The 22,861-nt window shown below is 69.0% G+C and carries 19 protein-coding genes and 1 riboswitch; of the genes, 11 read left to right on the top strand and 8 right to left on the bottom strand.

Annotation, left to right across the window (positions count from 1 at the left end; translation table 11 throughout):
• Positions 1 to 184: 184 nt before the first annotated feature.
• From FOH10_RS33595 to FOH10_RS33580, 4 genes are all read left to right on the top strand, one after another.
• The gene (locus tag FOH10_RS33595; protein ID WP_029932971.1) at positions 185 to 448 is read left to right on the top strand and encodes a GlsB/YeaQ/YmgE family stress response membrane protein; all 264 of its coding nucleotides are present in this window, start codon (positions 185 to 187) and stop codon (positions 446 to 448) included.
• A 333-nt stretch (positions 449 to 781) separates the two neighbouring features.
• On the top strand, positions 782 to 1,984 hold the full coding sequence (locus FOH10_RS33590) for a homogentisate 1,2-dioxygenase (RefSeq protein WP_029932972.1): 1,203 nt from the start codon (positions 782 to 784) through the stop codon (positions 1,982 to 1,984).
• Positions 1,985 to 2,046: 62 nt separating this feature from the next.
• The gene (gene fahA / locus FOH10_RS33585) at positions 2,047 to 3,228 is read left to right on the top strand and encodes a fumarylacetoacetase (protein ID WP_244961483.1); all 1,182 of its coding nucleotides are present in this window, start codon (positions 2,047 to 2,049) and stop codon (positions 3,226 to 3,228) included.
• A 132-nt stretch (positions 3,229 to 3,360) separates the two neighbouring features.
• A complete protein-coding gene (locus tag FOH10_RS33580; RefSeq protein WP_143983635.1) occupies positions 3,361 to 5,622 on the top strand; it encodes an MMPL family transporter in 2,262 nt (753 codons plus the stop codon).
• Between the two features lie 55 nt (positions 5,623 to 5,677).
• Here FOH10_RS33580 and FOH10_RS33575 read toward each other — a convergent pair whose 3' ends face one another.
• The gene (locus tag FOH10_RS33575) at positions 5,678 to 6,361 is read right to left on the bottom strand and encodes a TetR/AcrR family transcriptional regulator (RefSeq protein WP_143983634.1); all 684 of its coding nucleotides are present in this window, start codon (positions 6,359 to 6,361) and stop codon (positions 5,678 to 5,680) included.
• 97 nt (positions 6,362 to 6,458) lie between these two features.
• Between FOH10_RS33575 and FOH10_RS33570 the strand changes: the two genes are divergently transcribed.
• Positions 6,459 to 7,871: a lipase family protein gene (locus FOH10_RS33570; protein WP_143983633.1), complete on the top strand. Its 1,413-nt coding sequence runs from the start codon at positions 6,459 to 6,461 to the stop codon at positions 7,869 to 7,871.
• A 148-nt stretch (positions 7,872 to 8,019) separates the two neighbouring features.
• A riboswitch (TPP riboswitch) is annotated at positions 8,020 to 8,130 on the top strand.
• Positions 8,123 to 9,793 carry a phosphomethylpyrimidine synthase ThiC gene (thiC, locus tag FOH10_RS33565; RefSeq protein WP_051037826.1) on the top strand — a complete coding sequence of 557 codons (1,671 nt, stop codon included), beginning with the start codon at positions 8,123 to 8,125 and terminating at the stop codon, positions 9,791 to 9,793. Its footprint overlaps the riboswitch before it by 8 nt.
• Positions 9,794 to 9,832: 39 nt before the next feature.
• Here thiC and FOH10_RS33560 read toward each other — a convergent pair whose 3' ends face one another.
• Entirely contained in the window at positions 9,833 to 10,240 is a 408-nt protein-coding gene (locus FOH10_RS33560) for a VOC family protein (RefSeq protein WP_029932978.1), read from the bottom strand.
• A gap of 104 nt (positions 10,241 to 10,344) precedes the next feature.
• Positions 10,345 to 10,992: a TetR/AcrR family transcriptional regulator gene (locus tag FOH10_RS33555; protein ID WP_143983632.1), complete on the bottom strand. Its 648-nt coding sequence runs from the start codon at positions 10,990 to 10,992 to the stop codon at positions 10,345 to 10,347.
• A gap of 88 nt (positions 10,993 to 11,080) precedes the next feature.
• Between FOH10_RS33555 and FOH10_RS33550 the strand changes: the two genes are divergently transcribed.
• Positions 11,081 to 12,178: an epoxide hydrolase family protein gene (locus FOH10_RS33550; RefSeq protein WP_143983631.1), complete on the top strand. Its 1,098-nt coding sequence runs from the start codon at positions 11,081 to 11,083 to the stop codon at positions 12,176 to 12,178.
• A 147-nt stretch (positions 12,179 to 12,325) separates the two neighbouring features.
• Here the strand turns inward: FOH10_RS33550 and FOH10_RS33545 are convergent, their stop codons facing one another.
• Complete coding sequence (locus tag FOH10_RS33545) at positions 12,326 to 13,471, bottom strand: GTP-binding protein (protein WP_143983630.1); 1,146 nt, start codon at positions 13,469 to 13,471, stop codon at positions 12,326 to 12,328.
• Positions 13,472 to 13,552: 81 nt separating this feature from the next.
• Between FOH10_RS33545 and thiD the strand changes: the two genes are divergently transcribed.
• From thiD to FOH10_RS35135, 4 genes are all read left to right on the top strand, one after another.
• The gene (gene thiD, locus FOH10_RS33540; RefSeq protein ID WP_143983629.1) at positions 13,553 to 14,398 is read left to right on the top strand and encodes a bifunctional hydroxymethylpyrimidine kinase/phosphomethylpyrimidine kinase; all 846 of its coding nucleotides are present in this window, start codon (positions 13,553 to 13,555) and stop codon (positions 14,396 to 14,398) included.
• Between the two features lie 120 nt (positions 14,399 to 14,518).
• Positions 14,519 to 15,754, top strand: coding sequence for a bifunctional glycosyltransferase family 2/GtrA family protein (locus tag FOH10_RS33535; RefSeq protein ID WP_228815040.1), 1,236 nt, complete (start codon positions 14,519 to 14,521; stop codon positions 15,752 to 15,754).
• Positions 15,751 to 17,883 (top strand): ArnT family glycosyltransferase, encoded by a 2,133-nt coding sequence (locus FOH10_RS33530; protein ID WP_143983627.1) that lies wholly within the window; start codon positions 15,751 to 15,753, stop codon positions 17,881 to 17,883. Before FOH10_RS33535 ends, FOH10_RS33530 begins: the two co-directional genes overlap by 4 nt.
• 139 nt (positions 17,884 to 18,022) lie before the next feature.
• Positions 18,023 to 18,190 (top strand): hypothetical protein, encoded by a 168-nt coding sequence (locus tag FOH10_RS35135; protein WP_186000954.1) that lies wholly within the window; start codon positions 18,023 to 18,025, stop codon positions 18,188 to 18,190.
• Positions 18,191 to 18,209: 19 nt separating this feature from the next.
• Here FOH10_RS35135 and FOH10_RS33525 read toward each other — a convergent pair whose 3' ends face one another.
• The 4 genes from FOH10_RS33525 to FOH10_RS33510 are packed head-to-tail and all read right to left on the bottom strand — an operon-like array spanning position 18,210 to position 22,853.
• Positions 18,210 to 18,824, bottom strand: coding sequence for a TetR/AcrR family transcriptional regulator (locus FOH10_RS33525; protein ID WP_029932985.1), 615 nt, complete (start codon positions 18,822 to 18,824; stop codon positions 18,210 to 18,212).
• Between the two features lie 5 nt (positions 18,825 to 18,829).
• Positions 18,830 to 19,624, bottom strand: coding sequence for an enoyl-CoA hydratase family protein (locus FOH10_RS33520; RefSeq protein ID WP_143983626.1), 795 nt, complete (start codon positions 19,622 to 19,624; stop codon positions 18,830 to 18,832).
• Position 19,625: 1 nt separating this feature from the next.
• Positions 19,626 to 20,786 carry an acyl-CoA dehydrogenase family protein gene (locus FOH10_RS33515; RefSeq protein ID WP_039817856.1) on the bottom strand — a complete coding sequence of 387 codons (1,161 nt, stop codon included), beginning with the start codon at positions 20,784 to 20,786 and terminating at the stop codon, positions 19,626 to 19,628.
• Positions 20,787 to 20,789: 3 nt separating this feature from the next.
• Positions 20,790 to 22,853: an ATP-binding protein gene (locus FOH10_RS33510; protein WP_143983625.1), complete on the bottom strand. Its 2,064-nt coding sequence runs from the start codon at positions 22,851 to 22,853 to the stop codon at positions 20,790 to 20,792.
• Positions 22,854 to 22,861: the final 8 nt, after the last annotated feature.

Below are 22,861 nucleotides of genomic sequence, written 5' to 3'. Positions count from 1 at the left end.
GTATTCCGGACCGCAACCGCCGACGCAGCACGGACCACCCGTGCCCGGCGCAGCCAACCGTCCTGAGCGGAATTCCGAAGAGTTCGCCCGTCCTACACGCCCGAGTTATCCGGACACTCCGCATTTGTAGTGCGACAGCGCTACTTTCGACGTGCGTCAACGGCACGTGACAAGGAGCTCCCCTATGGGCATCATCGTCATGATCATCATCGGTCTCATCGCGGGTGCCATCGCCCGCCTGCTCGTTCCGGGCAAGGAAGATATGGGCTGGATCGCCACCATCCTGCTGGGTATCGCGGGCGGGTATGTCGGCGGCACGCTCGGCAGCCTGGTGTTCGCACCGCACGAGTTCGACTTCCGGCCGCCCGTCGAGCATTCCTTCATCGGCGCGATCATCGGCGCGGTCATCATCCTGGTGGTCTACAAGTTCATCCGCGCGCGGGTCTGAGCACACCGCGAGCCGAGCAGGGCCGCCAGCGACCGACCGCGCTGGCGGCCCTTCCGTGTTCATACGGCAGGTGCGCGACGTCGCGAGGGAGCGCCGCCTACACACCTCACGACCAGCGGCAACACCACACCCCGGCAGCGCGCTGGCCGATCCGGTCACCTGCACTTTCTGTCATGGTTGCTCGATTAACCTCGTCGCAGACACAATGAAAATCCGCAGCAGATGCACAAATAGTGCGAATTGCTCACGACAATCTGCCACGCGGGCCGCGCGCCCGTGGCTACGATGGACGCCGAGGGGAGTCGGACAGGCGGTCTGGCGGAAGGTCCGGTCATGGCGTTTTATCGGCAGGTGGGAACGGTGCCGCCCAAACGGCACACCCAGCACCGCGATGCCCACGGCAAGCTCTACTACGAGGAGCTGATGGGCGAGGAGGGCTTCTCCGGCGACTCGTCGCTGCTCTACCACCGCGGCCTGCCACCGGCCATCGTGGACTCGGAGGTCTGGCTGGTTCCCGATCAGCGCACGTTTCCGAATCATCCACTGCAACACCGGCATCTGCGGCTGCACGAACTGTTCCCGGGCGATAAGCCGGACGGCACCGATGTGGTGACCGGGCGGCGACTGCTGCTGGGCAATGCCGATGTGCGCATCTCGTACGTGGTGGCGGCGCGGCCGTCGCCGCTGTACCGCAATGCCGTCGGCGACGAGCTGGTGTACATCGAATCCGGTGCGGGCCGGGTGGAGACGGTCTTCGGCGCGCTGCCGGTGCGGCAGGGCCACCAGGTGCTGCTGCCGCGCGCCACCACGCACCGCTGGCTGCCGGAGGGTCCGGAACCCTTGCGGGCCTACGTGATCGAGGCGTCCGGCCATATCGCCCCGCCCAAGCGCTATCTGTCCAAGTACGGCCAGTTCCTGGAGCATTCGCCGTACTGCGAGCGGGATCTGCACGGTCCCGCCGAACCGCTGCTGGCGGAGGGTACGGATGTCGAGGTGCTGGTGAAGCATCGCCCGGCCGGTGAGATCGTCGGCACCCGCATGCTGTACGCGACGCACCCGTTCGACGTGGTGGGCTGGGACGGCTGCCTGTACCCGTTCACCTTCGATATCGCCGACTTCGAGCCGATCACCGGTCGCGTGCATCAGCCGCCGCCCGCGCATCAGGCGTTCGAGGGCTCCAACTTCGTGGTGTGCAATTTCGTGCCGCGCAAGGTGGACTACCACCCGCTCTCGATTCCGGTGCCCTACTACCACTCCAATGTGGACTCCGACGAGATCATGTTCTACTGCGGCGGCAACTACGAGGCGCGCCGCGGCTCGGGCATCGCGCAGGGTTCGGTGTCGGTGCATCCGGGCGGCTACGCGCACGGCCCGCAGCCGGGGGCCTACGAGCGCAGCATCGGCGCGGAGTTCTTCGACGAGTTGGCGGTCATGGTCGACACCTTCCGGCCGCTCGGACTCGGCGAGGGCGCGCTGGCCTGCGAGGATCCCGAATACGCGTGGACCTGGTCCGGCCGCGGGCCGGGAGTTCGGTAAATGCGGGACGCCCCCGCCCGCACCACGGTGCGGGCCCGTCCCGCCTGCCCGGAGGAGATACGGTGAACAGTCGAGTGAGCATCGAGGTGCCAGCGGATTCCGGATTCGGGCCGAGGCATCTGCCCTACGGGGTCTTCCAACCCAGCGGTGGCGAACCGCGCGTGGGGGTGCGATTGGGTGACTGCGTGGTGGATCTGGCGGTGGCCCTGGATGATCCGATGTTCGCCCGGCCCAGCCTCAATGCCTTCATGGCGCAGGGGCCGACCATCTGGCGGGAGGTGCGCGAGCGGCTGCAAGCGGCGGCCGACGGTGAATTCCCCGCCGCTGCCGTGCATTCCGTCTCGGCGGTGCGGCTGCTGCTGCCGGTGGAGGTCGGCGATTACGTCGACTTCTACGCCAGCATCGACCACGCGACCAACGCCGGTCGCATCTTCCGTCCGGATTCCGAACCGCTGCTGCCGAATTGGCGACATCTGCCGGTGGGCTACCACGGCCGCGCGGGCACCGTGGTGGTCTCCGGCACCGAGGTGATCCGGCCCTGCGGTCAACGCCGAGGCGCTTCGGGCGCACCGGATTTCGGTCCGACGCAGCGACTCGACATCGAGGCGGAACTGGGTTTCGTGGTCGGCGCGGACTCCGAGCGTGGCACGGCCGTCGAGACCGGCGCCTTCGCCGATCACGTCTTCGGGGTGGCGCTGGTCAACGACTGGTCGGCCCGCGACATCCAGGCGTGGGAGGCGCAGCCGCTGGGCCCCTTCCTCGGCAAATCCTTCGCGACGTCGCTCGCGGCCTGGGTGACACCCCTGGACGCCCTGCGGGAGGCGCGGATTCCACTGCCCGAACAGGACCCGCGACCGCTGCCCTACCTGCGGGACAGCGCGCCGTGGGGGCTCGACATCGAACTGCGGGTGGAGTGGAACGGCCAACTGGTCGCCACTCCCCCGTACTCACGCATGTACTGGTCCCCGGCGCAGATGCTCGCCCATATGACGGTCAACGGGGCCTCCGTGCGCACCGGCGACCTGTTCGCCTCGGGCACCATCTCCGGGCCGCAGCGCCACGAGCGCGGCTCGCTGCTGGAATTGAGCTGGGGCGGCACCGAACCCGTGGATGTGGGCGGCGCGAAGCGGACGTATCTGGAGGACGGCGACGAGGTGGTGATCACGGCGTCGGCCCCGGCGGCGGACGGCGGCCGGCTCACGCTTGGCGAGGTCCGGGGCTCGATCCGGCCCGCACGCCCCTGACCTCCCGCGTCGCCGCGATCGCCGTCCGATAGCCGATCGGCATGCCCATGACCATGGTCACAGCCGATCGCTATGGCGGGATGTGGACGGCTACCGTTCCGAAGTTGGGAAACTCCGGAGGGCAGTGCGTCGATGCTTACCAATCTCGCCCGCTTCGCCATGGCGCGGCCGCGTACCGTGCTGGTGGCCGCGTTGTTGCTGATGATCATCTGCGGTGGCTTCGGCGCGACCGTGAAGTCGCATATGGTCGGCGGCGGTTACCTCACCTCCGAACTGGAGTCGGTGCGCGCCAACGACTTCATCGAGGACAACTTCCCCGGCGGCAATCCGAACCTCATTGTCATGATCACCGCCGAGGGCGGGGTGAACAGTCCGGAGGCGCGGAGCGAGGCGCAGCGCATCACCGACGAACTGCGCGCCGACTCGACCATCACCGGGGTGCGGTCCTACTGGACCACCGTGACCGAGCGCTCGGATCTGGCGACCGCGCTGCGCAGCAAGGACAGCAAGCGCGGTCTCATCATGGCCACCCTGCTCGGCACCGACACCCAGATCCAGAACCGCGCGGCCGAACTCACCGGCGATCTCAGCGGTGACCGCGACGGCGTGCAGGTGCGGGTGGGCGGTATGGCGGGCACCTTCGCCGATATCAACCACCAGGTGGAGAAGGATCTGATCCTGGCCGAGGCCATCGCCATCCCCATCTCGGGGCTGCTGCTGGTGCTGGTGTTCGGTTCGCTGGTAGCCGCGGCGCTGCCGATCGGCGTGGGCCTGTTCGCGATCGCCGCCACCCTCGGCATCCTGCGGGCGCTCACCACGGTCATGGACGTGTCGATCTTCGCGTTGAACATGACCAGCGCGCTGGGCCTGGCGCTGGCCATCGACTACAGCCTGTTCCTCGTCAGTCGTTACCGCGAGGAACTCGCGGCGGGTCGCGACACCCGCGCCGCGGTGCTGCGCGCGGTGCAGACGGCGGGCCGCACGGTGGTGTTCTCGGGTCTGACCGTGGCGCTGGCGCTGGCCGCGCTGGCGGTGTTCCCGCAGCCGTTCTTCAAATCCTTCGCCTTCGCCGGGGTGGCGGTGGTGGCCGCGGCGGTCGGCGCGTCGGTGCTGCTGCTCCCGGCCGCGCTGGTGTTGCTCGGCGATCGGATCAACGCCCTGGATCTGCGGAAACCGCTGCGGCGCGCGCTCGGTCGGCCCGAGCCCACGCCGCAGCGGCCCGAGGACAGTGGCTGGTACCGGCTGGTCATGTGGGTGATGCGGCGGTCCGTCCCGGTCGCCGTGGTGACCGGTGCGGTACTGCTGGCGCTCGGCTCACCGTTCCTGGGCGCGCATTTCGGCAGCCCGGACGATCGGGTGATCGGCGACTTCGCCTCCAGCCGCCAGGTCGGCGACGCGCTGCGCGAGGACTTCAACGCCGATATGGCATCGAGCGCCGTGCTGGTGCTGCCGGACTTCCAGGGCACCGGAGAGCAGATCGGCACCTATGCCGCCGCGCTGTCGAAGGTGCCGGACGTGCCCGCGGTGATGTCGAGCGCGGGCGTCTACGTCGACGGTACGAAGATGGCGGCCGGACTGCCCGAGATGGCCGGACCGGCGGGCACCTACCTGTCGGTGGGCACCCGGCTCGCACCCTCCTCGGTGGCGGGCAAGGAACAGCTGGCCACCCTGCGCGAGGTGCCCGCGCCCGGCGAGGTGCTGTTCGGCGGCGCGGCGGCGCTGGACGAGGACACGATGGATTCGGTGATCCAGCGGTTGCCGCTGGCCGTCGGGCTGATCGCGGTGATCACCCTGATCCTGCTGTTCCTGTTCACCGGCAGCGTGGTGCTGCCGGTGAAGGCGCTGCTGCTGAACCTGCTCTCGGTCACCGCCACCTTCGGGGCGATGATCTGGATCTTCCAGGACGGGCATCTGTCCGGCCTGCTCGGCTTCACCCCGACCGGCACCATCGACCTGTTCATGCCGATCCTGATGTTCTGCCTGGCCTTCGGCATGTCCATGGATTACGAGGTCTTCCTGCTCTCCCGGATTCGCGAGGAGTGGCTGGCCTCCGATCGCAGCGCCGCCGCGAACGCCCGATCGGTGGCGTTGGGCGTGGCCCGCACCGGCCGCATCTTCACCGCCGCGGCGGGTCTGATGGCGGTGGTGCTGCTGGCCGTGGCGACCTCCCAGGTGGCGGCCATGAAACTCTTCGGCATCGGCCTGGCCCTGGCGATCGTGGCCGATGCCACGGTGATCCGCGGCCTGCTGGCCCCGGCGCTCATGCGGATGATGAGCACCGCCAACTGGTGGGCTCCGAAACCCCTTGCGGCGCTCTACAAGCGGATCGGACTGGAGGAGGAGGGCGCGGAGCCGGAGCGGCCCGCGCCGACGCTGGAGAAGTTGGGTTCCTGACCTGTCGCCCGCGTCGTGCCCGTCCTCGCCCTCGGTCAAGGGCGGGCACGACGAGCTAAGACTCCGACTCCGCGCTGGCCCGGCGACCCAGCTCCATGACCGTCAGGAAGTGGGTGAGGTCCTCGATCAGGCTCTCCACCGAGTCCGGCGCACCGCCGTCGTCGTGATGGTGCAGCCAGTCGGCGACCAGTTCGAACATGCCGCCGATGGCCGCCAGACTCACGGCGAGACTGCGTCTTTCGTCCATCTCGGCCTCGGGCCACTGGGTGTCGAGGAAGGCCGCGGCCCAGCGGCGGTTACCGCGCCGCTGTTTCTCCACGGCGGGTGAGATGCCGCCCGCCTCGCCGAAGGTCACTTTGGCCAGCCGCACGTCGTCGGCGATGGCGTGCACGAAGGCCGCGACGATGGCGCGCAGCCGCTCCCGCCACGGCAGGTCGGCGGTCTCCGCGGCCACCTGCGCCACCCGGGTCTGGAACTGCACGGTGATGTGCTCCAGCAGGGCGCGGTAGCAGGCTTCCTTGCTGTCGAAGTGGTCGTAGAAGCCTTTGGTGCCGACGTAGGCGTGCTGACAGATCTGCTCGATCGAGGTGCCCGAATAGCTCTGCTGGGCAAAGAGTTCGGTCGCCGCCGCGAGGAGCTGACGACGCCGCTGCGCACTGCGCTCCTCGGCGTCGAGGCCACGGATTCGACGCCGCGCCGGTGCGGGGTCGGGTCGCGCGGCGGATTTGCTGCGGGTCATAGGCAAACCTTAGCCGCGTCCTTTCGAAAAAGAATTCTTGTTGATAACAGGATAGCGTGTTGTAATCGTCGTCACGTCGATGAGGAAGGGAACAGACGTGGCAGGGATCAATGGGGATCGCCGAAGGCGGGGGTGGCGGCGCTTCACCGCGGCCGCGCTCGCGACGGCGGCGGTCATGAGCACGGCGGTGGCCATGAGCACCGCGGCACTGCTGGGCACGGCGGGCACGGCCGCCGCAGCACCGCAGCCGGTGGACGTGGACCCGTTCTATCAAGCACCCGAGGGCTTCGAATCCGCCGCGCCGGGCGACATTCTGCGGTCACGCGAAGTGCAGTTGGCGGTGCTGACGGTGCTCCCGGTGCGAGTTCGCGCCTGGCAGTTGCTGTATCGCACCACCGACCTGTTCGAACAACCCACGGTGGCGGCGACCACGGTGGCGGTGCCCATGGGGGCCGACACCGCTCGCAGCCGACCGCTGGTCTCACACCAGTTCTTCTACGACAGCGCCGCACCGCACTGCGCACCCTCGTTCCTGTTGCAGCAGGGCGGCGGCCTGGCGGGGGTCGAGGGCATCCACTCCACCGTGGAATACCTGGAACTCGCGGCCTCCATCAGCCAGGGCTACGCCATCAACGTGCCCGACTACGAGGGCCTGAACGGTCATCTGGCCGTCGCGAAGGAGCCCGGCTACATGGTGCTCGACAGCATCCGCGCGGCCGAACGCTTCGAACCCCTCGGCCTGGACGGCGCGAACACCCCGGTGGCGCTGTGGGGGTACTCCGGCGGTGGCATGGCCAGCGGCTGGGCCGCGGAGATGCATCCCACCTACGCGCCGGAGCTGAACATCAAGGGCGCGGCCATCGGCGCGCCGGTCTCGGACGTGGAATCGCTGCTGCACGTGAACGGCTCCATGTTCTCCAGCCTCATCGGCATCGGGATCGCGTCGCTGATGAACGCCTACCCGAAGTTCGCCGCGGCGACCGAACGCGTGCTCACCCCCGAGGGCCGGGCGATGATGAACCGCACCAACGCCCAGTGCCTGCCGCGCAACGCGCTGACCATGATGTTCGTCGACTATCAGAAGATGCTGACCATTCCCATCGCGGAGTACCTGGCGCTGCCGGAGGTCCGCGAGGTGTTCGACGCCACCGTGCTCGGCAAGCACGCCCCGACCATGCCGATCATGCTCTACCAGGGCGTCTTCGACGAGGCCGTGCCGGTCTTCGACAATGACGCGCTGGTGCCCAGGTGGTGCGCGGGCGGCACCTCGGTGCTCTACAAGCGCGACCACCTCAGCGAGCACCTGACCCTGCCCACCCTGGGCATGGGCGACGCCTTCAACTGGGTGCGCGGCCGCCTGGCCCCCGGCGCGCCCGATCCGGTGGGTTGCCAGACCGAGAACCACCTGTCGCTGTTCTTCGATCTCCAGGACATCCTGATGCAGACCGAGATCAATCTGAACGCCACCTTCGGCGCGCTGGGCTGGCCCATCGGACCTCAGGAGCGCTGAGAAGCCTTCTCGCTCAGCCCCTGTGACTCGTGCCCCGACCGCAACCGGAGCGGTCGGGGCACGAGTGCGGGTACGCGGGTATCCGCCGCCCGCGGCGGTCTCGTGACGCGACTCACGCGGGACCGGTATGGTCGGCAGCGTTATCTATTCGCATGCCAACGGGGGCTCGCACCAGCGGGCTGAGAGGACGGCTAGTGGGCCGTCGACCGTATGAACCTGACCGGGTAATGCCGGCGTAGGGAGGATTCACAATGTCACCTGATCGAGTCGCGTCCACGAACGGCCAGTCCGCGCCGGTGGACACGGTGACCACCGGTCCTATCGAAGGCAGCGTCAAGCACTACCAGCAGCTCGAGGCCGACGGCACGACGCTGCGCATTCCGGTGCGACGCATCAACCTCACCAATGGTGAGCATTTCGACGTGTACGACACGTCCGGCCCGTACACCGACTCCAGCGCGAGCATCGACGTGGAGGCGGGCCTGCCCAAGCTGCGCGACGCCTGGGCCAAGCCGGACGTGCCCGGCCCGCGCACCCAGCTGGCCTGGGCCCGAGCGGGCATCATCACCAAGGAGATGCACTACATCGCGGCCCGCGAGGGCGTCTCCCCCGAACTCGTGCGCGACGAGGTCGCCGCCGGGCGGGCGGTGATTCCGGCCAATCACAACCACCCCGAATCCGAGCCGATGATCATCGGCAAGAAGTTCGCGGTGAAGATCAATGCCAATATCGGCAACTCGGCCGTCTCCTCCTCCATCGCCGAGGAGGTGGAGAAGATGGTGTGGGCCACCCGCTGGGGCGCGGACACCATCATGGACCTGTCCACCGGCAAGAACATCCACGAGACCCGCGAGTGGATTCTGCGCAACTCCCCGGTCCCGGTCGGCACCGTGCCGATCTACCAGGCGCTGGAGAAGGTGAACGGCGATCCCACCAAGCTCACCTGGGAGATCTACCGCGACACCGTCATCGAGCAGGCCGAGCAGGGCGTGGACTACATGACCGTGCACGCGGGCGTGCTGCTGCGCTACATCCCGCTCACCGCCAAGCGCGTCACCGGCATCGTCTCGCGCGGCGGTTCCATCATGGCGGCGTGGTGTCTGGCGCATCACCAGGAGTCGTTCCTGTACACGAATTTCGCTGAGCTGTGCGAGATTCTGGCGAAGTACGACATCACCTTCTCCCTCGGTGACGGCCTGCGCCCCGGTTCCATCGCCGACGCCAACGACGAGGCGCAGTTCGCCGAACTCCGGACCCTCGGCGAGCTGACGAAGATCGCGAAATCCCATGGCGTTCAGGTGATGATCGAGGGCCCGGGCCACGTGCCCATGCACAAGATCGTGGAAAACGTTCGCCTGGAAGAGGAATGGTGCGAGGAGGCCCCGTTCTACACGCTGGGCCCGCTCGCCACCGATATCGCCCCGGCCTACGACCACATCACCTCGGCCATCGGCGCGGCCATCATCGCCCAGGCCGGAACCGCCATGCTCTGCTATGTCACGCCGAAGGAGCATCTGGGCCTGCCCAACCGCGACGACGTGAAGGTCGGCGTGATCACCTACAAGATCGCCGCCCACTCCGCCGACCTCGCCAAGGGCCATCCGGGCGCACAGGCCCGCGACGACGCGCTGTCCAAGGCCCGCTTCGAGTTCCGCTGGCGCGACCAGTTCGCGCTGTCGCTGGACCCCGACACCGCGCGGGAGTACCACGACGAGACGCTGCCCGCCGAACCCGCCAAGACCGCGCACTTCTGCTCCATGTGCGGTCCGAAGTTCTGCTCCATGCGCATCTCCGCCGATGTGCGCGAGTACGCGGAGAAGCAGGGCCTCACCGATGTGGCGGCCATCGAGGCGGGCATGGCCGAGAAGTCCGCCGAGTTCGCGGCCAGCGGCAAGCAGGTGTACCTGCCGGTCGTCTCGTAGCCGCGCACGCCCGGCCCGCAGCCGCTGCGGGCCGGGCGCTCAGGCCCGCGCGGAGATCTGCTGGACGCCCCAGCTGTTGCCGTCCGGGTCGTCGAAGTAGAGGAAGCCGACATTGTCGAGCGGGTCGGCGGTGGGGGACGGATTCACGCCGACCACCTCGATATCGCTGACGGGGACGCCGCGCTCCACCAGTTCGGCGTGGGCGCGCTTCAGATCGGGCACCACCAGTTGCAGGCCCTTGAGGCAGCCCGGCTCCATATGGGGCACCACGCCCTCCCCGATGACGATGGAGCAGCCGGAGCCGGGCGGGGTCAGTTGCACCACCCGCATGCCCTCGGCGATATGCGTGTCGTGGTCGACGGTGAAGCCGAGTTGGCGGGCGTAGAAGTCCAGGGCGCGATCCACATCCGATACCGGGACGATCACGACCTCGAGGGTCCAGTTCATGGCTCGAGCCTTCCTGCGGGGCGGACAGCTGTCACCACTATGGACGCGACGGGCGGGCGAAAGTGGTCGTTCCCGCTCGATTCGGTGTGTCCGATGCGCGAATGTCAGTGCTTCGGCTGCCAGCGCTGTGCGAATTCGCCCGGCCGCGGCGCCGGGCCGGGGAGTTTTCCCGAGGCGGCGAGCCCGTCCACGAGCATGGCGAGAACGCGGCGGCGCAGCTGGGCGGTCCGGTCCGGATCCGGCAGCGAGATGGCCGCGCACGCCTCGAGTACGAGCCCGAGATCGGCCACGGTCACCTCCGCGCGCAGGGTGCCGGACGCGTGCGCTCGGCGGATCAGTTCCTCGTTCAACTCCGCGGACCGCTGGACATCCGGGAGGATCGACTCGTCCGGGGTGAAGGTGCCCGCCAGGTGCACGGTCAGCGAGTGCACGTCGGCGTCCACCACGCGTTCCAGGAAGCCGACGAGGCCCTGCCAGCCGTCGGCAGCGGCCAGTGCCGCCTCAGCTTCGGCGTTGTAGCGGCGCAGCCCGTCGTGACAGAGGGTGCGCAGGAGCGCCTCCTTGTTGGCGTAGCGGCGGTACAGGGCGCTGATTCCGACGCCCGCGCGCTCGGCGACGGCGGCGATCGGAGCGGCGGCATCGGCGAGGAAGACCTCGCGGGCGGCCTGCAGAATGCGTTCGTCGTTGCGGGCGGCCTGCGCCTTGCGGCCCGGTAGTGCGCGCTGAGCTGGGGTTTCGGCGGTCTCGGTCATGATTTCAGCATAACACTTGAACGGAATGATCCGTTCCGCTATGGTTTGAAACAGAACGAAACATTCCGTTCCGAATCGGGAGAGAATCATGAACGCCACCACCACCGACGCCATCCGCACCTTCCGCATCGAGGTCCCGCAGGCCGACCTCGACGATCTGCGCGACCGCCTGGCCCGCACCCGCTGGGCCGACCAGATCCCGGGCTCCGGCGACACCTACGGCGTGAGCGTCGACCGGGTGCGGCACCTGGTCGAGTACTGGCAGGGCGGATTCGACTGGCGCGCGGTCGAGGCGAAGCTGAACGCCTACCCGCAGTTCATCACCGAGATCGACGGCCAGGACATCCACTTCCTGCACGTGCGCTCGGAGCGGGAGAACGCCTTCCCGCTCATCCTCACCCACGGCTGGCCGGGCACCTTCGTGGAGTTCCTCGGCGTGATCGAACCGCTCACCGCGGCGGGCTTCGATCTGGTCATCCCGTCCATCCCGGGGTTCGGGTTCGCCGGTCCGACCACCGAGGCGGGCTGGAACAACACCCGCATCGCCACCGCCTGGGCCGAACTCATGCGGCGGCTCGGATACCGGCGCTACGGCGCGGTCGGCAATGACGGCGGCTCCCAGATCTCCGCCGAACTGGGCCGGGTCGATGCCGAGCACATGGTGGGATCGCATGTGGCGCAGGTGTATTCGTTCCCGTCGGGTGATCCCGCGGAGATGGCGGACCTGACCGAGGGCGAGGCGCAGGCGCTGGAGACGCTGGACTGGTTCGCCAAGAACAAGATGAGCTTCAACATCCTGCACTCGCAGCAGCCGCAGACGCTGGCGCACGCCATCATGGATTCACCCGCCGGACTGGTGGGCTGGCTCGGCCAGCTGCTCGGCCCGGAGCTGGACGACGATTTCGTGCTCACCCACATCGCCATCCACTGGCTCACCGGCACCGCCGGATCGGCCACCCGCATCTACTTCGAGAACGCGCGGGCCGAGCAGCCGACCGAGCCGACCACCGTCCCCATGGCTCTGAGCGGGTCGAACAGCGACTTCCACGGCATCCGCCGCTTCGCCGACCGCGACCACAACATCGTGTCCTGGAAGACTCACGACGTCTTCAGCCACTACTTGCACCACTCCGCCCCGGAGCTGATGGCGGGCGAGATCACGGAGTTCTACGCACAGTTCCGCTGAGCGCAGACATGCACGGCCCGCACCCTCCGGGGTGCGGGCCGAATCCGTCGCAGCGCACGGCGCAGCGCCTCCACCGGTTCGAACGGTTCGGGCAGCGGGATATCGGTGGCGTCGGTGAGATCCACACGGCTCGCGGCCCGCCGACGGTCAGGCGTGCGAGTGGAGTTCGCCCCAGGCCGGGAACGGATCGGCGTAGTTCACCCACGCTCGCTGTCCCGCGGCGAGTTCCGCATCGGTGAGCAGGGCCTCGTCCAGCAGGGTGCGCACCCGCTCGCGGTCCAGTTTCACGCCGATGAAGACGATCTCCGAGCCTGGTTGCTCATTGAGCGAGGACCAGAAGGCGGCCGGTTCGAAGGTGAGGTTCGGTCCGGCCTGCGACCAGATGGCGACCAGCTCGGGGCGGCTGGCGATCCAGCAGAATCCCTTGCTGCGCAACAGTCCGCGCAGCTGGGTCAGCGCCGCGTCCAAGCGCTCGGGATGGAAGGGGCGGTCGGCGGTGTAGGTGAGACTGCGGATGCCGTACTCCTCTGTCTCGGGGGTGTGCCCGCCCGCCAATTCCTCGTCCCAGCCGGCGGTTTCGGCGGCCAGGTCGGGGTTGTACAGGCCGGTGTCGAGCACCTCGGAGAGGTCGACGGAACCCTTGACCGCGCGCAGGATCTTGGCCTTGGGGTTGAGGCGGCGGATGGTGGCCTCCACGCTGCCGACGGCATTGGCGCTCACCAGATCGGTTTTGGAGATGATCAGCACGTCGGCGAACTCCACCTGATCCACCAGCAGATCGGAAATGGTGCGCGCGTCCCCCTCCCCCGCCTGCATATCCCGCTGCTCGAGGGATTCACCGCGCACCACCTCGGGCAGGAAGGTGGAGGCGTCGACGACGGTCACCATGGTGTCCAGGCGCGCGATATCGCCGAGCTTGAAACCATCCTCGAATTCCCATTCGAAGGTGGCGGCCACCGGCATGGGTTCGGAGATGCCGGTGGATTCGATGACCAGTTGGTCGAAGCGGCCCTCGCGGGCGAGCTTGCCGACCGATTCGATGAGGTCTTCGCGCAGCGTGCAGCAGATGCAGCCGTTGGTGAGTTCGACCAGCTTCTCCTGGGTCCGGTCCAGGTGGCCCTGGCCCGCCACCAGGGCGGCATCGATATTCACCTCGCTCATGTCGTTGACGATGACGGCCACGCGGCGGCCCTCGCGGTTGGCGAGGATGTGGTTGAGCAGGGTGGTCTTCCCGGCTCCGAGGAAGCCGGAGAGCACGGTCACGGGCAGGGGGCGGGTCTGGGCTGAGGTCACCTGTTAATGATAACCGTTTTCATTTATGGTGAGCGGGTCGCCCCACCCATCCGCGCGGCGGCTCCGCGTAGGGTCAGCGGCGTGGAACTGCTACCGCTCACGCCCAATGGCAAGACTCCAGTTCGTGTGCTGACCATTGCCGGAACCGACTCCGGCGGTGGGGCCGGAATTCAGGCCGACAGCCGCACCATGGCCCTGTGCGGGGTGCACGCCTGCGTGGCGGTGGCCGCCGTGACCGTGCAGAACACCGTGGGCGTCAGCGGTTTTCACGAGATTCCGCCACAGATCGTGGCCGATCAGGTGCGCACCGTGGTGACCGATATCGGTATCGGCGCGGCCAAGACCGGCATGCTCGCCTCCACCGCCATCATCGAGGCGGTGGCCGGGGTGTGCCGTGAGGTCGGCATCGGCGGCGGCGGGGATATCCCCTTGGTCGTGGACCCGGTGGCGGCCTCCATGCACGGTGATCCGCTGCTGCACGCCGAGGCCCTGGACGCGGTGCGCAACACGCTGTTCCCGCTGGCCACCGTGGTCACCCCCAATCTCGACGAGGTGCGGCTCCTCACCGGCGTCGAGGTCGTCGACGACCGCAGCGCGCGCCGCGCCGCGGAGGCGCTGCACGCCCTCGGCCCGCGCTGGGCCATCGTCAAGGGCGGCCATCTGCGCAGCTCCGCCTACAGCACCGACCTGCTGTTCGACGGCGAGAACTGCTACGAGCTGACCGCCGAGCGCATCGCCACCGGCAACGACCACGGCGGCGGCGACACCCTGGCGGCCGCCCTGGCCTGCGCCCTCGCCCACGGCTACCCGGTGCCGGACGCCTTCGCCTTCGCCAAGGAATGGACGCGGCGGTGCCTGGAGGCGGCCTACGACCTGGGAGCCGGGCACGGGCCGGTATCACCGCTGTGGCGGCTGCACGAGCTCTGACACCGGCGTTCGGCGAGGAGTTGCGAACCGGGCCGGGTAGTCCGGCTCCCAGCAACCTCCCAGGCCGGGCGCAGGGGCGGCCCAGCGTCGGGCGCGAGCGTGGTCGGCATGACCGACACCATGACCGCCGTTCGGGCGGCGGAACCAGCCGGGGCCGTGACCACGCCCGTCGTCGACGTGGTCGTGCCCGTATACAACGAGGAACGGGATCTGGGACCGTGCGTGGCACGGCTGCACGGCTTCCTGCGCGAGCACTTCCCGTTCGCCGCGCGAATCACCATCGCCGACAATGCCTCCACCGACGGCACCCTGGCGGTCGCCCGGCAGCTGGCCGCGCGTCTGGACGGGGTGCGGGTGGTGCATCTCGACCGCAAGGGGCGCGGGCGCGCGCTGCGCACCGTCTGGCAGCAGTCGGATGCGCGGGTCGTGGCCTATATGGACGTGGATCTGTCCACGGACTTGAACGCACTGCTGCCCTTGGTCGCGCCGCTGGTGTCGGGGCACTCCGATATCGCCATCGGCACCCGGCTGGCGGCCTCGTCGCGGGTGGTGCGCGGACCCAAACGGGAGTTCATCTCGCGCTGCTACAACCTGATCCTGCGCACCTCGCTGCACGCCCGATTCTCCGATGCGCAGTGCGGATTCAAGGCCATGCGCACCGAGGTGGCGCGGGCGGTGCTGCCGCTCGTCCAGGACGGTGAATGGTTCTTCGACACCGAACTGCTGGTCATTGCCGAGCGGGCCGGTCTGCGGATTCACGAGGTGCCGGTGGACTGGATCGACGATCCGGACAGCCGGGTGGACATCGTGGACACCGCACGCAAGGACCTGCTGGGGATCTGGCGGGTCGGTCGCGCGCTCACCACCGGACGGCTGCCGATCAACGAACTGCGGGCCGCCGTGGGACGCGAACCGCTGGTGGAGGGGGTGCCGCTGGGTATGGTCGGCCAGCTGGTGCGGTTCGGCATCGTCGGCGTGGTCTCCACCCTGGCCTATCTGCTGCTGTATGTGGCGCTGCAACCGATCACCGGACCGCAGCCCGCCAATTTCCTGGCGCTGCTCGTCACCGCCGTCGGCAATACCGCCGCCAATCGCGCCTTCACCTTCGGGGTGCGCGGCGCGACCCGGGCCGTCTCCCATCACGCCCAGGGCCTGGCCATCTTCGGATTCGGGCTGCTGGTGACCTCGGGATCGCTGTTCGCCCTGCACCAGTGGGCTCCGGGCGCATCGGTGCACGTGGAGCTGCTGGTACTGGTGGTCGCCAATCTCATTGCCACCCTGGCTCGTTTCGTGGGACTGCGCTGGGTGTTCCGGAATGCGCCCGAGCCCGCGCGGCGGGAAGGGGCGCGCGCATGACCGCGATACTGAGCCGGCCCCGGCACGCTGCCGAGGCCCCCGCACCGCGCACCCCGCACGTCCCGCGCTGGGACTACCCGGCGCTGGCGGTGCTGCTGGTCGGCACCGCGCTCGCCTACCTCTGGAATCTCACCGCCAACGGCTGGGCCAACAGTTTCTACGCGGCCGCGGTGCAGGCGGGTTCGCGGTCGTGGAAGGCGTTCTTCTTCGGCTCCTCCGATGCCGCGAACTCCATCACCGTGGACAAGACGCCGCTGTCGTTGTGGCCCATGGAGATCTCGGTGCGGATCTTCGGGCTGCACAGTTGGAGCATGCTGCTGCCGCAGGTGCTGCTGGGCGTGGGATCGGTGGCGCTGCTGTGGGCGGCGGTGCGCCGGCACTTCGGCCCCGGCGCGGGGCTGCTGGCCGGATTAGCGCTGGCCGTGACACCCGTCGCGGCGCTCATGTTCCGGTTCGACAATCCGGACGCCATGCTGGTGTTCCTGATGGTCGCCGCGGCCTGGGCCATGCTGCGGGCGGTGGAGTCCGGACGCTGGAAGTGGCTGCTGCTGTGCGGGCTGTTCATCGGATTGGGCTTCCTGGCAAAGCAATTGCAGGTGCTGCTGGTGCTGCCCGCGCTGGCGCTGACCTACCTGATCGCGGGACCGCCACAGCTCGGGAAACGCATCGCGCAGCTGTTCGCGGCCGGAGTCGCCATGGTCGCCGGTGCGGGCTGGTGGGTGCTCATCGCCCAGCTGTGGCCCGCCGACGACCGACCGTACTTCGGTGGCTCACAAAATAATTCGATTATCGAACTGACGCTCGGCTACAACGGGCTGGGCCGCTTGAACGGCGAGGAGACCGGCAGCGTCGGCCCCGGCGGTGAACTGCCGGCGGGCGGTAACGGCATCTGGGGCAGCACCGGCATCACCCGACTGTTCGAACCGGCGCAGGGCGGCCAGATCGCCTGGCTCATCCCGGCGGCACTGATGCTGTCGATCGCCGGAATCGCACTGCGCGGCAGAGCCTCTCGCACCGACCCGCAGCGGGCCGCGCTGCTGCTGTGGGGCGGCTGGCTGCTGGTGACCGGGCTGGTGTTCAGCTTCATGCGGGGGATCTTCCACCAGTACTACACGGTAGCGCTGGCGCCGGCCGTGGCGGCACTGGTGGGTGCGGGCGCGGTGCAGCTCTGGCGCAGGCGCGAGCTCGCCTGGGTACGCGTGGTGCTGGCACTGACCGTCGGCCTCACCACCGCCACCGCCTGGATGCTGTTGTCCCGCAGTGCCGATTTCGTGCCGTGGCTGCGCTGGGCGATCCTGATCGGCGGCATCGCGGCCACCGTGCTGATGCTGGTTCCCGCCCGCCGACTGTCCCTAGCCGCGGCGTCACTCGCCCTGACGGTCGGGCTCGCGGGCCCGGTCGCCTACACGGTGGACACCCTGGCCAGCGCGCATCAGGGTGCGATCCCGACCGCCGGTCCGGACGTCGGCGGCGGCTTCGGCCCGGGGCACGACGGGCCGGGCGGTCGCCAGGCCATGGACGATGGCCGCACTGATGGTGCGGCCGGTGGCGGCACACCCGCAGCGCGGAACGGCGGGCAACTCCCGCCGCCGGGTGGGGGAGCAGCACCTCCCGGTACGGACGGCACACTGTCCAGCGGCGCGACCGACGGTGCTGGCGCGCAGGGGAATCCGGGCGCTACCGGCGGGGGCCTGGCTGATGGTGCGCCGGGCGCCGGTCCGGCTCACGGGGCGATGGGTGGCGGTCCGGCGAGTGGGATCATGGGTGCGAGTGAGCCGAGCGAGCGGCTGACCGCTCTGCTGCTGGCCGACGGCGACGCCTACACCTGGGTCGCCGCGACCGTGAGTTCCAACAGTGCGGCGGGTTACCAGTTGGCCACGGAGCTTCCCGTCATGCCCGTCGGCGGCTTCAACGGCAGCGACCCGTCACCCACGCTGGAGCAGTTCCAGCGGTATGTGGCGGAGGGCCGCATCCACTACTTCCTCACCGGCAGCGGAAACGGCGGCGGCCCAGGCCGTTCCGCGGATTCGGAGAGTTCGAGGATCACCGCCTGGATCGCGGCGAACTTCACCGCGGAGGAGGTCGACGGGGTCACGGTCTACGACCTGACCAAGCCGACGACGGCGTAGTCGGCGGCACCGCGACAGCCCCCGTCCACGCGGACGGGGGGTGTCGTCGTGTTCACCGGGGTTGATTCCGCCATATCCACCGCGCATCACCCCCTACGCTGAATTGAGCACCGCACCAGCGATTTCCGGGAATGTCGCCATGACCTATCCCCTGCCCCTGAGCCCCTTGCCGCTCAGTGACGAACACCGCGAATCCTTCTGGCGTCGATCGGGCTGGAGCCCCGGCCTCCCGGATCGAGAACGGGAATCCATCGAACACCGCTGGGACGACGAATCCATCGAGATCGCCGAGGTTTTCGGCTGGTGAGCCATCGGCCCGGCAGCCGTCAGGAGCCCGGGTGCAGGGTGTTGTGCAGAGTGGCGGCCCACTGCTGCACGATCTCCTTGCGGCGCAGCGAGTCGTCGGTGAGCACGTCGGCGAGGCCGAGGCCGCGAGCCAGGTCCAGGGTGGCCTGGACCAGGTGGTGGGTGACCGGGTCGGAGTCGTCGACGCCGAGCGCTTCCACGGCCATCCGGTGCGAGATGCGGCCGAAGCGGGCCTCCATGGGCACGATGCGTTCCCGCAGAGCCGGATCGGCGGCGGCGTGCGTCCACACCTGGAGGGCCGCCTTGAACAGCGGGCTGGTGTAGGACTCCACCAGCGAGGCGACCACGGCCTGGGTGCGCCCCGCGCCCTCGGCGACGTCGTCGAGAGCGAGGGCTTCGGCCTTCGACTGCGCCATCCGCGTCTCGAACATGTACTCCAGGGCGGCGGTGATCAGATCCTCCCGGGTGGGGAAGTGATGCTGCGCCGCCCCGCGCGACACCCCCGCACGTTCGGCCACCACGGCCACGGTGGCGGTCGCCCAGCCCAGTTCGGCCAGGCAGTCGATGGTCGCCTCCAGCAGCCGCTGCCGGGTGGCCCGGCTGCGGTCCTGCTTGGGTTCGTGGGGTGTCGCCATGGCCGCTATTCTGCCCAGCTCGGCGGACGGCGCTGAAAGAAGGCCGTCATGCCCTCGATGACGTCGGGGGTTCCGAAGCAACTGCCCGAACGCTTGGCCAGCTCGTCGGCGCTGCGATCGAACTCGGCCAGGATGTGGGCGGTGGTGAGCCGCTTGCTCTCGGCCAGCCCCTGCGGGGACCCCTTGCGCAGTTCACCGCACAGCCGCGCCACCTCCGCCGCCGCGTCGTCGGCGGCGCTGGTGATGAGGCCGATGCGCTCGGCGACATCGGCGTCGAAGGTCTCGCCGGTCTGGAAGTACCGCGCCGCCGCGCGCGAGGTCATGCGCGGCAGCAGGGTGAGCGAGATGATGAACGGGGCCAGGCCCAGCCGCGCCTCGGTGAGGGCGAAGCTGCTGCCCCGACCGGCGACGACGATATCGCAGGCGGCGACGATGCCCATACCGCCCGCGCGCACATTGCCGTCGATCCGCGCAACCACGGGTTTGGGCAGTTCCAGGATGCGGCGCAGCACCTGGACCGCCCACCGGGTGCGGATGTCGGCGGCGGCCGCGGGGTCGGCGTCGAGGGCCTCCTTCAGGTCCGCACCGGCGCAGAAGGTGGTGCCGGTGTGGGTGAGGACGACACCGCGCACGGCCTCGTCCGCACCCGCCCGCTCCAGACCGTCCAGCAGTTCGGCCACCAGCCGCGAGGACAGGGCGTTGCGGTTGTGCGGGGAGTCCAGCGTGAGCACCGCGAAGCCGTCGCGCACCTCGTAGCGGACGACCGGCGCGGTCTCGGGGGTGGGTTCGGTATCGACCATGTCAGTACGACCTCGGCAGGCCCAGCGAGTGCTGGGCGACGAAATTCAGGATCATCTCCCGGCTGACCGGGGCGACGCGGCCGATGCGCGCGGCGGCCAGCATGCCCGCCAGGCCGACATCGGAGGTGAGGCCGGAGCCGCCGTGGGTCTGGATGGCCTGATCGAGCGCCTTGATGCTGGCTTCGGCCGCAGCGTATTTCGCCATATTGGCGGCCTCGGCGGCCCCGAAGTCGTCGCCCGAGTCGTAGAGCACGGCTGCCTTCTGCATCATGACCTTGGCCAGCTCCAGTTCGATCTTCACCTGCGCCAGCGGATGCGAAATGCCCTGGTGCGCACCGATGGGCGTCTTCCACACCTGGCGTTCCCTGGCGTATTCCACCGCCCGGTCGATGGCGTAGCGGCCCATGCCGACCGCCATGGCGGCACCCATGATGCGCTCCGGGTTCAGGCCCGCGAACAGCTGCGCGATGGCCGCGTCCTCCTGGCCGACCAGGGCGTCGGCGGGCAGCCGCACGTCGTCGAGGAACAGCGTGTACTGGCTGTCCGGCTCGATGATGTCCATCTCCTGCCGGTTCTTCACGAACCCGGGGGTGTCGACGGGCACGATGAACAGCGCGGGCTTGAGGTTGCCGGTCTTGGCGTCCTCGGTGCGCGCCACGATGAGCACGGCCTCGGCCTGGTTCACACCGGAGATGAAGATCTTGCGGCCGTTGAGGATCCAGTCGCCGCCGTCGCGCCGGGCGGTGGTGGTGATCTTGTGCGAGTTGGAGCCCGCGTCCGGCTCGGTGATGCCGAAGACCATCTTGGCCGTGCCGTCGGCCAAGCGCGGCAACCAGTTCCGCTTCTGTTCCGCGGTGCCGTACTTGGTGATGATGGTGCCGCAGATGGCGGGCGAGACCACCATGAGCAGCAGGCCCGCACCCGCCGCGGACAACTCCTCCTGCACCAGCGCGAGTTCGTAGATGCCCGCGCCGCCACCGCCGTACTCCTCCGGCAGGTTCACGCCGAGGAAGCCGAGTTCGCCCGCCTCGTCCCAGAGTTCGGTGAGCGGCTCGTTCCGCAACGCCTTGGCGCGCACGTAATCGCGGTAGTTGTATTTGGCGGCCAGCTGGGCCACCGCCGCGCGCAGCGCCTTCTGTTCGTCGGATTCGATGAAGCTCATTGCCTACTCCTGGTTTTCGTTGTGCACAACGGCGAGCACAGCGCCGACGTCGACCTGCTGACCGACCGCGACGTTCAGTTCGGTGAGAGTACCGGCGGTGGGGGCGGCGATGGCGTGTTCCATCTTCATGGCCTCCAGCCACAGGATGGGCTGGCCCTTCTCCACCTGTGCGCCGACCTCCGCGCCGAGGCGGATGACCGCGCCGGGCATGGGCGCGAGCAGCGAGCCCTCCGCCACCTGGTCGGCCGGATCCTCGAAGCGCGGCAGCCGCCGCACGGTCACCGGGCCGAGCGGGGAATCGACGGCGACCAGATCGCCGTAGCGGGCCACCTCGAAGCGGCGCAGCACCGCGCCGCGCTCGCCGGGAACCCGCAGCACCACGGTGTCCGGGGTGAGATCCACCAGTTCCAGGCCGGGCAGGCCGTCCACCTCGAGACCCGAACGGGTCAGGCGGTAGCGCACCTCATGCTTGCCGGTCACCCGGCTCTCATAGGACTTGGACTGCGGCTGCGACGGCAGATTGCGCCAGCCACTGGGCAGTCCGCCGCCCACCCGCGCGGCGGCGCGATTGGCGGCGGCATCGGCCAGAGCGGCCGCGGTGATCGACAGTGCCTCGGTACTTTCCGCGGCCAGCGGGGCGGCGAGCGCGTCCAGGCCGTGGGTGGCGAAGAAGGCGGTATCGGTGTCCCCGGCCAGGAACGCCCGATGCCGTAGCACCCGCACCAGTAGGTCGCGATTGGTCACCAGGCCGTGGATCTTGGCCCGCTGCAGCGCCGAGGCCAGCAGATGCGCGGCCTCGTCCCGGGTTTCGGCGTAGGAGATGACCTTGGCGAGCATGGGGTCGTAGTGCACGCCCACCAGCGAGCCGTCGACCACGCCGGAGTCCAGGCGCACACCCGGCTCGGTGAGCACGGTGAATTCGCCTACGGTGCCGGGGATGTCGAGCCTGTGGACGGCACCGCTCTGCGGCTGCCAATCCTGTGCGGGGTCCTCGGCGTACAGGCGCACCTCGATGGAGTGGCCGCGCATGGCGGGCTGCCGCGCGGGTAGCGGGCGTCCGGCCGCCACCTGCAACTGCAGGCGCACCAGATCCAGGCCGGTGGTCTGCTCGGTGACCGGGTGTTCCACCTGGAGTCGGGTGTTCATCTCCAGGAAGAAGAACTCGCCCTTCTCGTCGGCCAGGAACTCGACGGTGCCCGCACCCTCGTAGCCGATGGCCTCCGACGCCAGTCGCGCCGCCTCGAACAGCCGCGCCCGCATACCGTGCCCATCTCGCCCGCTCGCGGACCCTCCGTGGTTACGCTCCGCTGCCGCCTCCGGGTCTGACGCGAGCAGGCGGTCGATCTTCTCCACCAGCGGTGACGGGGCCTCCTCCACCACCTTCTGATGCCGCCGCTGAATCGAGCACTCGCGCTCGCCCACCGCCCACACGGTGCCGTGGGAGTCGGCCATGACCTGCACCTCGATATGGCGGCCGGTCTCCAGGTAGCGCTCGCAGAACACGGTCGGATCGCCGAAGGCCGACGCGGCCTCGCGCTGGGCCGCCTCGATCTGATCGTTCAGGTCGGCGAGGTCGCGCACCACACGCATACCGCGCCCGCCGCCACCGGCCGACGCCTTGATGAGCACCGGCAGCATGTCGGCGGTGACCTCGGCCGGGTCCAGCTGCTTCAGCACCGGCACCCCGGCGGCGTCCATCATCTTCTTGGACTCGACCTTGGAGCCCATCTGCTCGATGGCGGTGACCGGCGGGCCGATCCACACCAGCCCCGCCGCCTGCACGGCCTTGGCGAATTCCGCGTTCTCGGAGAGGAATCCGTAACCGGGGTGGATGGCGTCGGCACCGGCCGAGAGCGCGGCCTCGATGATCAGCTCACCGCGCAGGTAGGTCTCGCCGGGGGTGTTACCCGGAAGGCGCACGGCCGCATCGGCTTCGGCCACATGCGGAGAGGCGGCATCGGCGTCGGAGTACACGGCGGTGGTGGCGATACCCATGCGGCGGCAGGTGGCGAACACCCGGCGCGCGATCTCACCGCGGTTGGCGACCAGAACATTCGAGATTTCCATGCCTCGCC

It is taken from the genome of Nocardia otitidiscaviarum (assembly GCF_007362295.1).
GTDB lineage: Bacteria > Actinomycetota > Actinomycetes > Mycobacteriales > Mycobacteriaceae > Nocardia > Nocardia otitidiscaviarum.
This window is presented reverse-complemented; position numbering and strand designations above follow the sequence as displayed.

What these genes read in the sequence shown, in the direction of transcription:
- FOH10_RS33595 (WP_029932971.1), top strand. Translation starts at nt 185, where the DNA reads ATGGGCATCATCGTCATGATCATCATCGGTCTCATCGCGGGTGCCATC.
- FOH10_RS33590 (WP_029932972.1), top strand. Translation starts at nt 782, where the DNA reads ATGGCGTTTTATCGGCAGGTGGGAACGGTGCCGCCCAAACGGCACACC.
- FOH10_RS33580 (WP_143983635.1), top strand. Translation starts at nt 3,361, where the DNA reads ATGCTTACCAATCTCGCCCGCTTCGCCATGGCGCGGCCGCGTACCGTG.
- FOH10_RS33575 (WP_143983634.1), bottom strand. Translation starts at nt 6,361, where the DNA reads ATGACCCGCAGCAAATCCGCCGCGCGACCCGACCCCGCACCGGCGCGG.
- thiC (WP_051037826.1), top strand. Translation starts at nt 8,123, where the DNA reads ATGTCACCTGATCGAGTCGCGTCCACGAACGGCCAGTCCGCGCCGGTG.
- FOH10_RS33560 (WP_029932978.1), bottom strand. Translation starts at nt 10,240, where the DNA reads ATGAACTGGACCCTCGAGGTCGTGATCGTCCCGGTATCGGATGTGGAT.
- FOH10_RS33555 (WP_143983632.1), bottom strand. Translation starts at nt 10,992, where the DNA reads ATGACCGAGACCGCCGAAACCCCAGCTCAGCGCGCACTACCGGGCCGC.
- FOH10_RS33550 (WP_143983631.1), top strand. Translation starts at nt 11,081, where the DNA reads ATGAACGCCACCACCACCGACGCCATCCGCACCTTCCGCATCGAGGTC.
- FOH10_RS33535 (WP_228815040.1), top strand. Translation starts at nt 14,519, where the DNA reads ATGACCGCCGTTCGGGCGGCGGAACCAGCCGGGGCCGTGACCACGCCC.
- FOH10_RS33530 (WP_143983627.1), top strand. Translation starts at nt 15,751, where the DNA reads ATGACCGCGATACTGAGCCGGCCCCGGCACGCTGCCGAGGCCCCCGCA.
- FOH10_RS35135 (WP_186000954.1), top strand. Translation starts at nt 18,023, where the DNA reads ATGACCTATCCCCTGCCCCTGAGCCCCTTGCCGCTCAGTGACGAACAC.
- FOH10_RS33525 (WP_029932985.1), bottom strand. Translation starts at nt 18,824, where the DNA reads ATGGCGACACCCCACGAACCCAAGCAGGACCGCAGCCGGGCCACCCGG.
- FOH10_RS33520 (WP_143983626.1), bottom strand. Translation starts at nt 19,624, where the DNA reads ATGGTCGATACCGAACCCACCCCCGAGACCGCGCCGGTCGTCCGCTAC.
- FOH10_RS33515 (WP_039817856.1), bottom strand. Translation starts at nt 20,786, where the DNA reads ATGAGCTTCATCGAATCCGACGAACAGAAGGCGCTGCGCGCGGCGGTG.
- FOH10_RS33510 (WP_143983625.1), bottom strand. Translation starts at nt 22,853, where the DNA reads ATGGAAATCTCGAATGTTCTGGTCGCCAACCGCGGTGAGATCGCGCGC.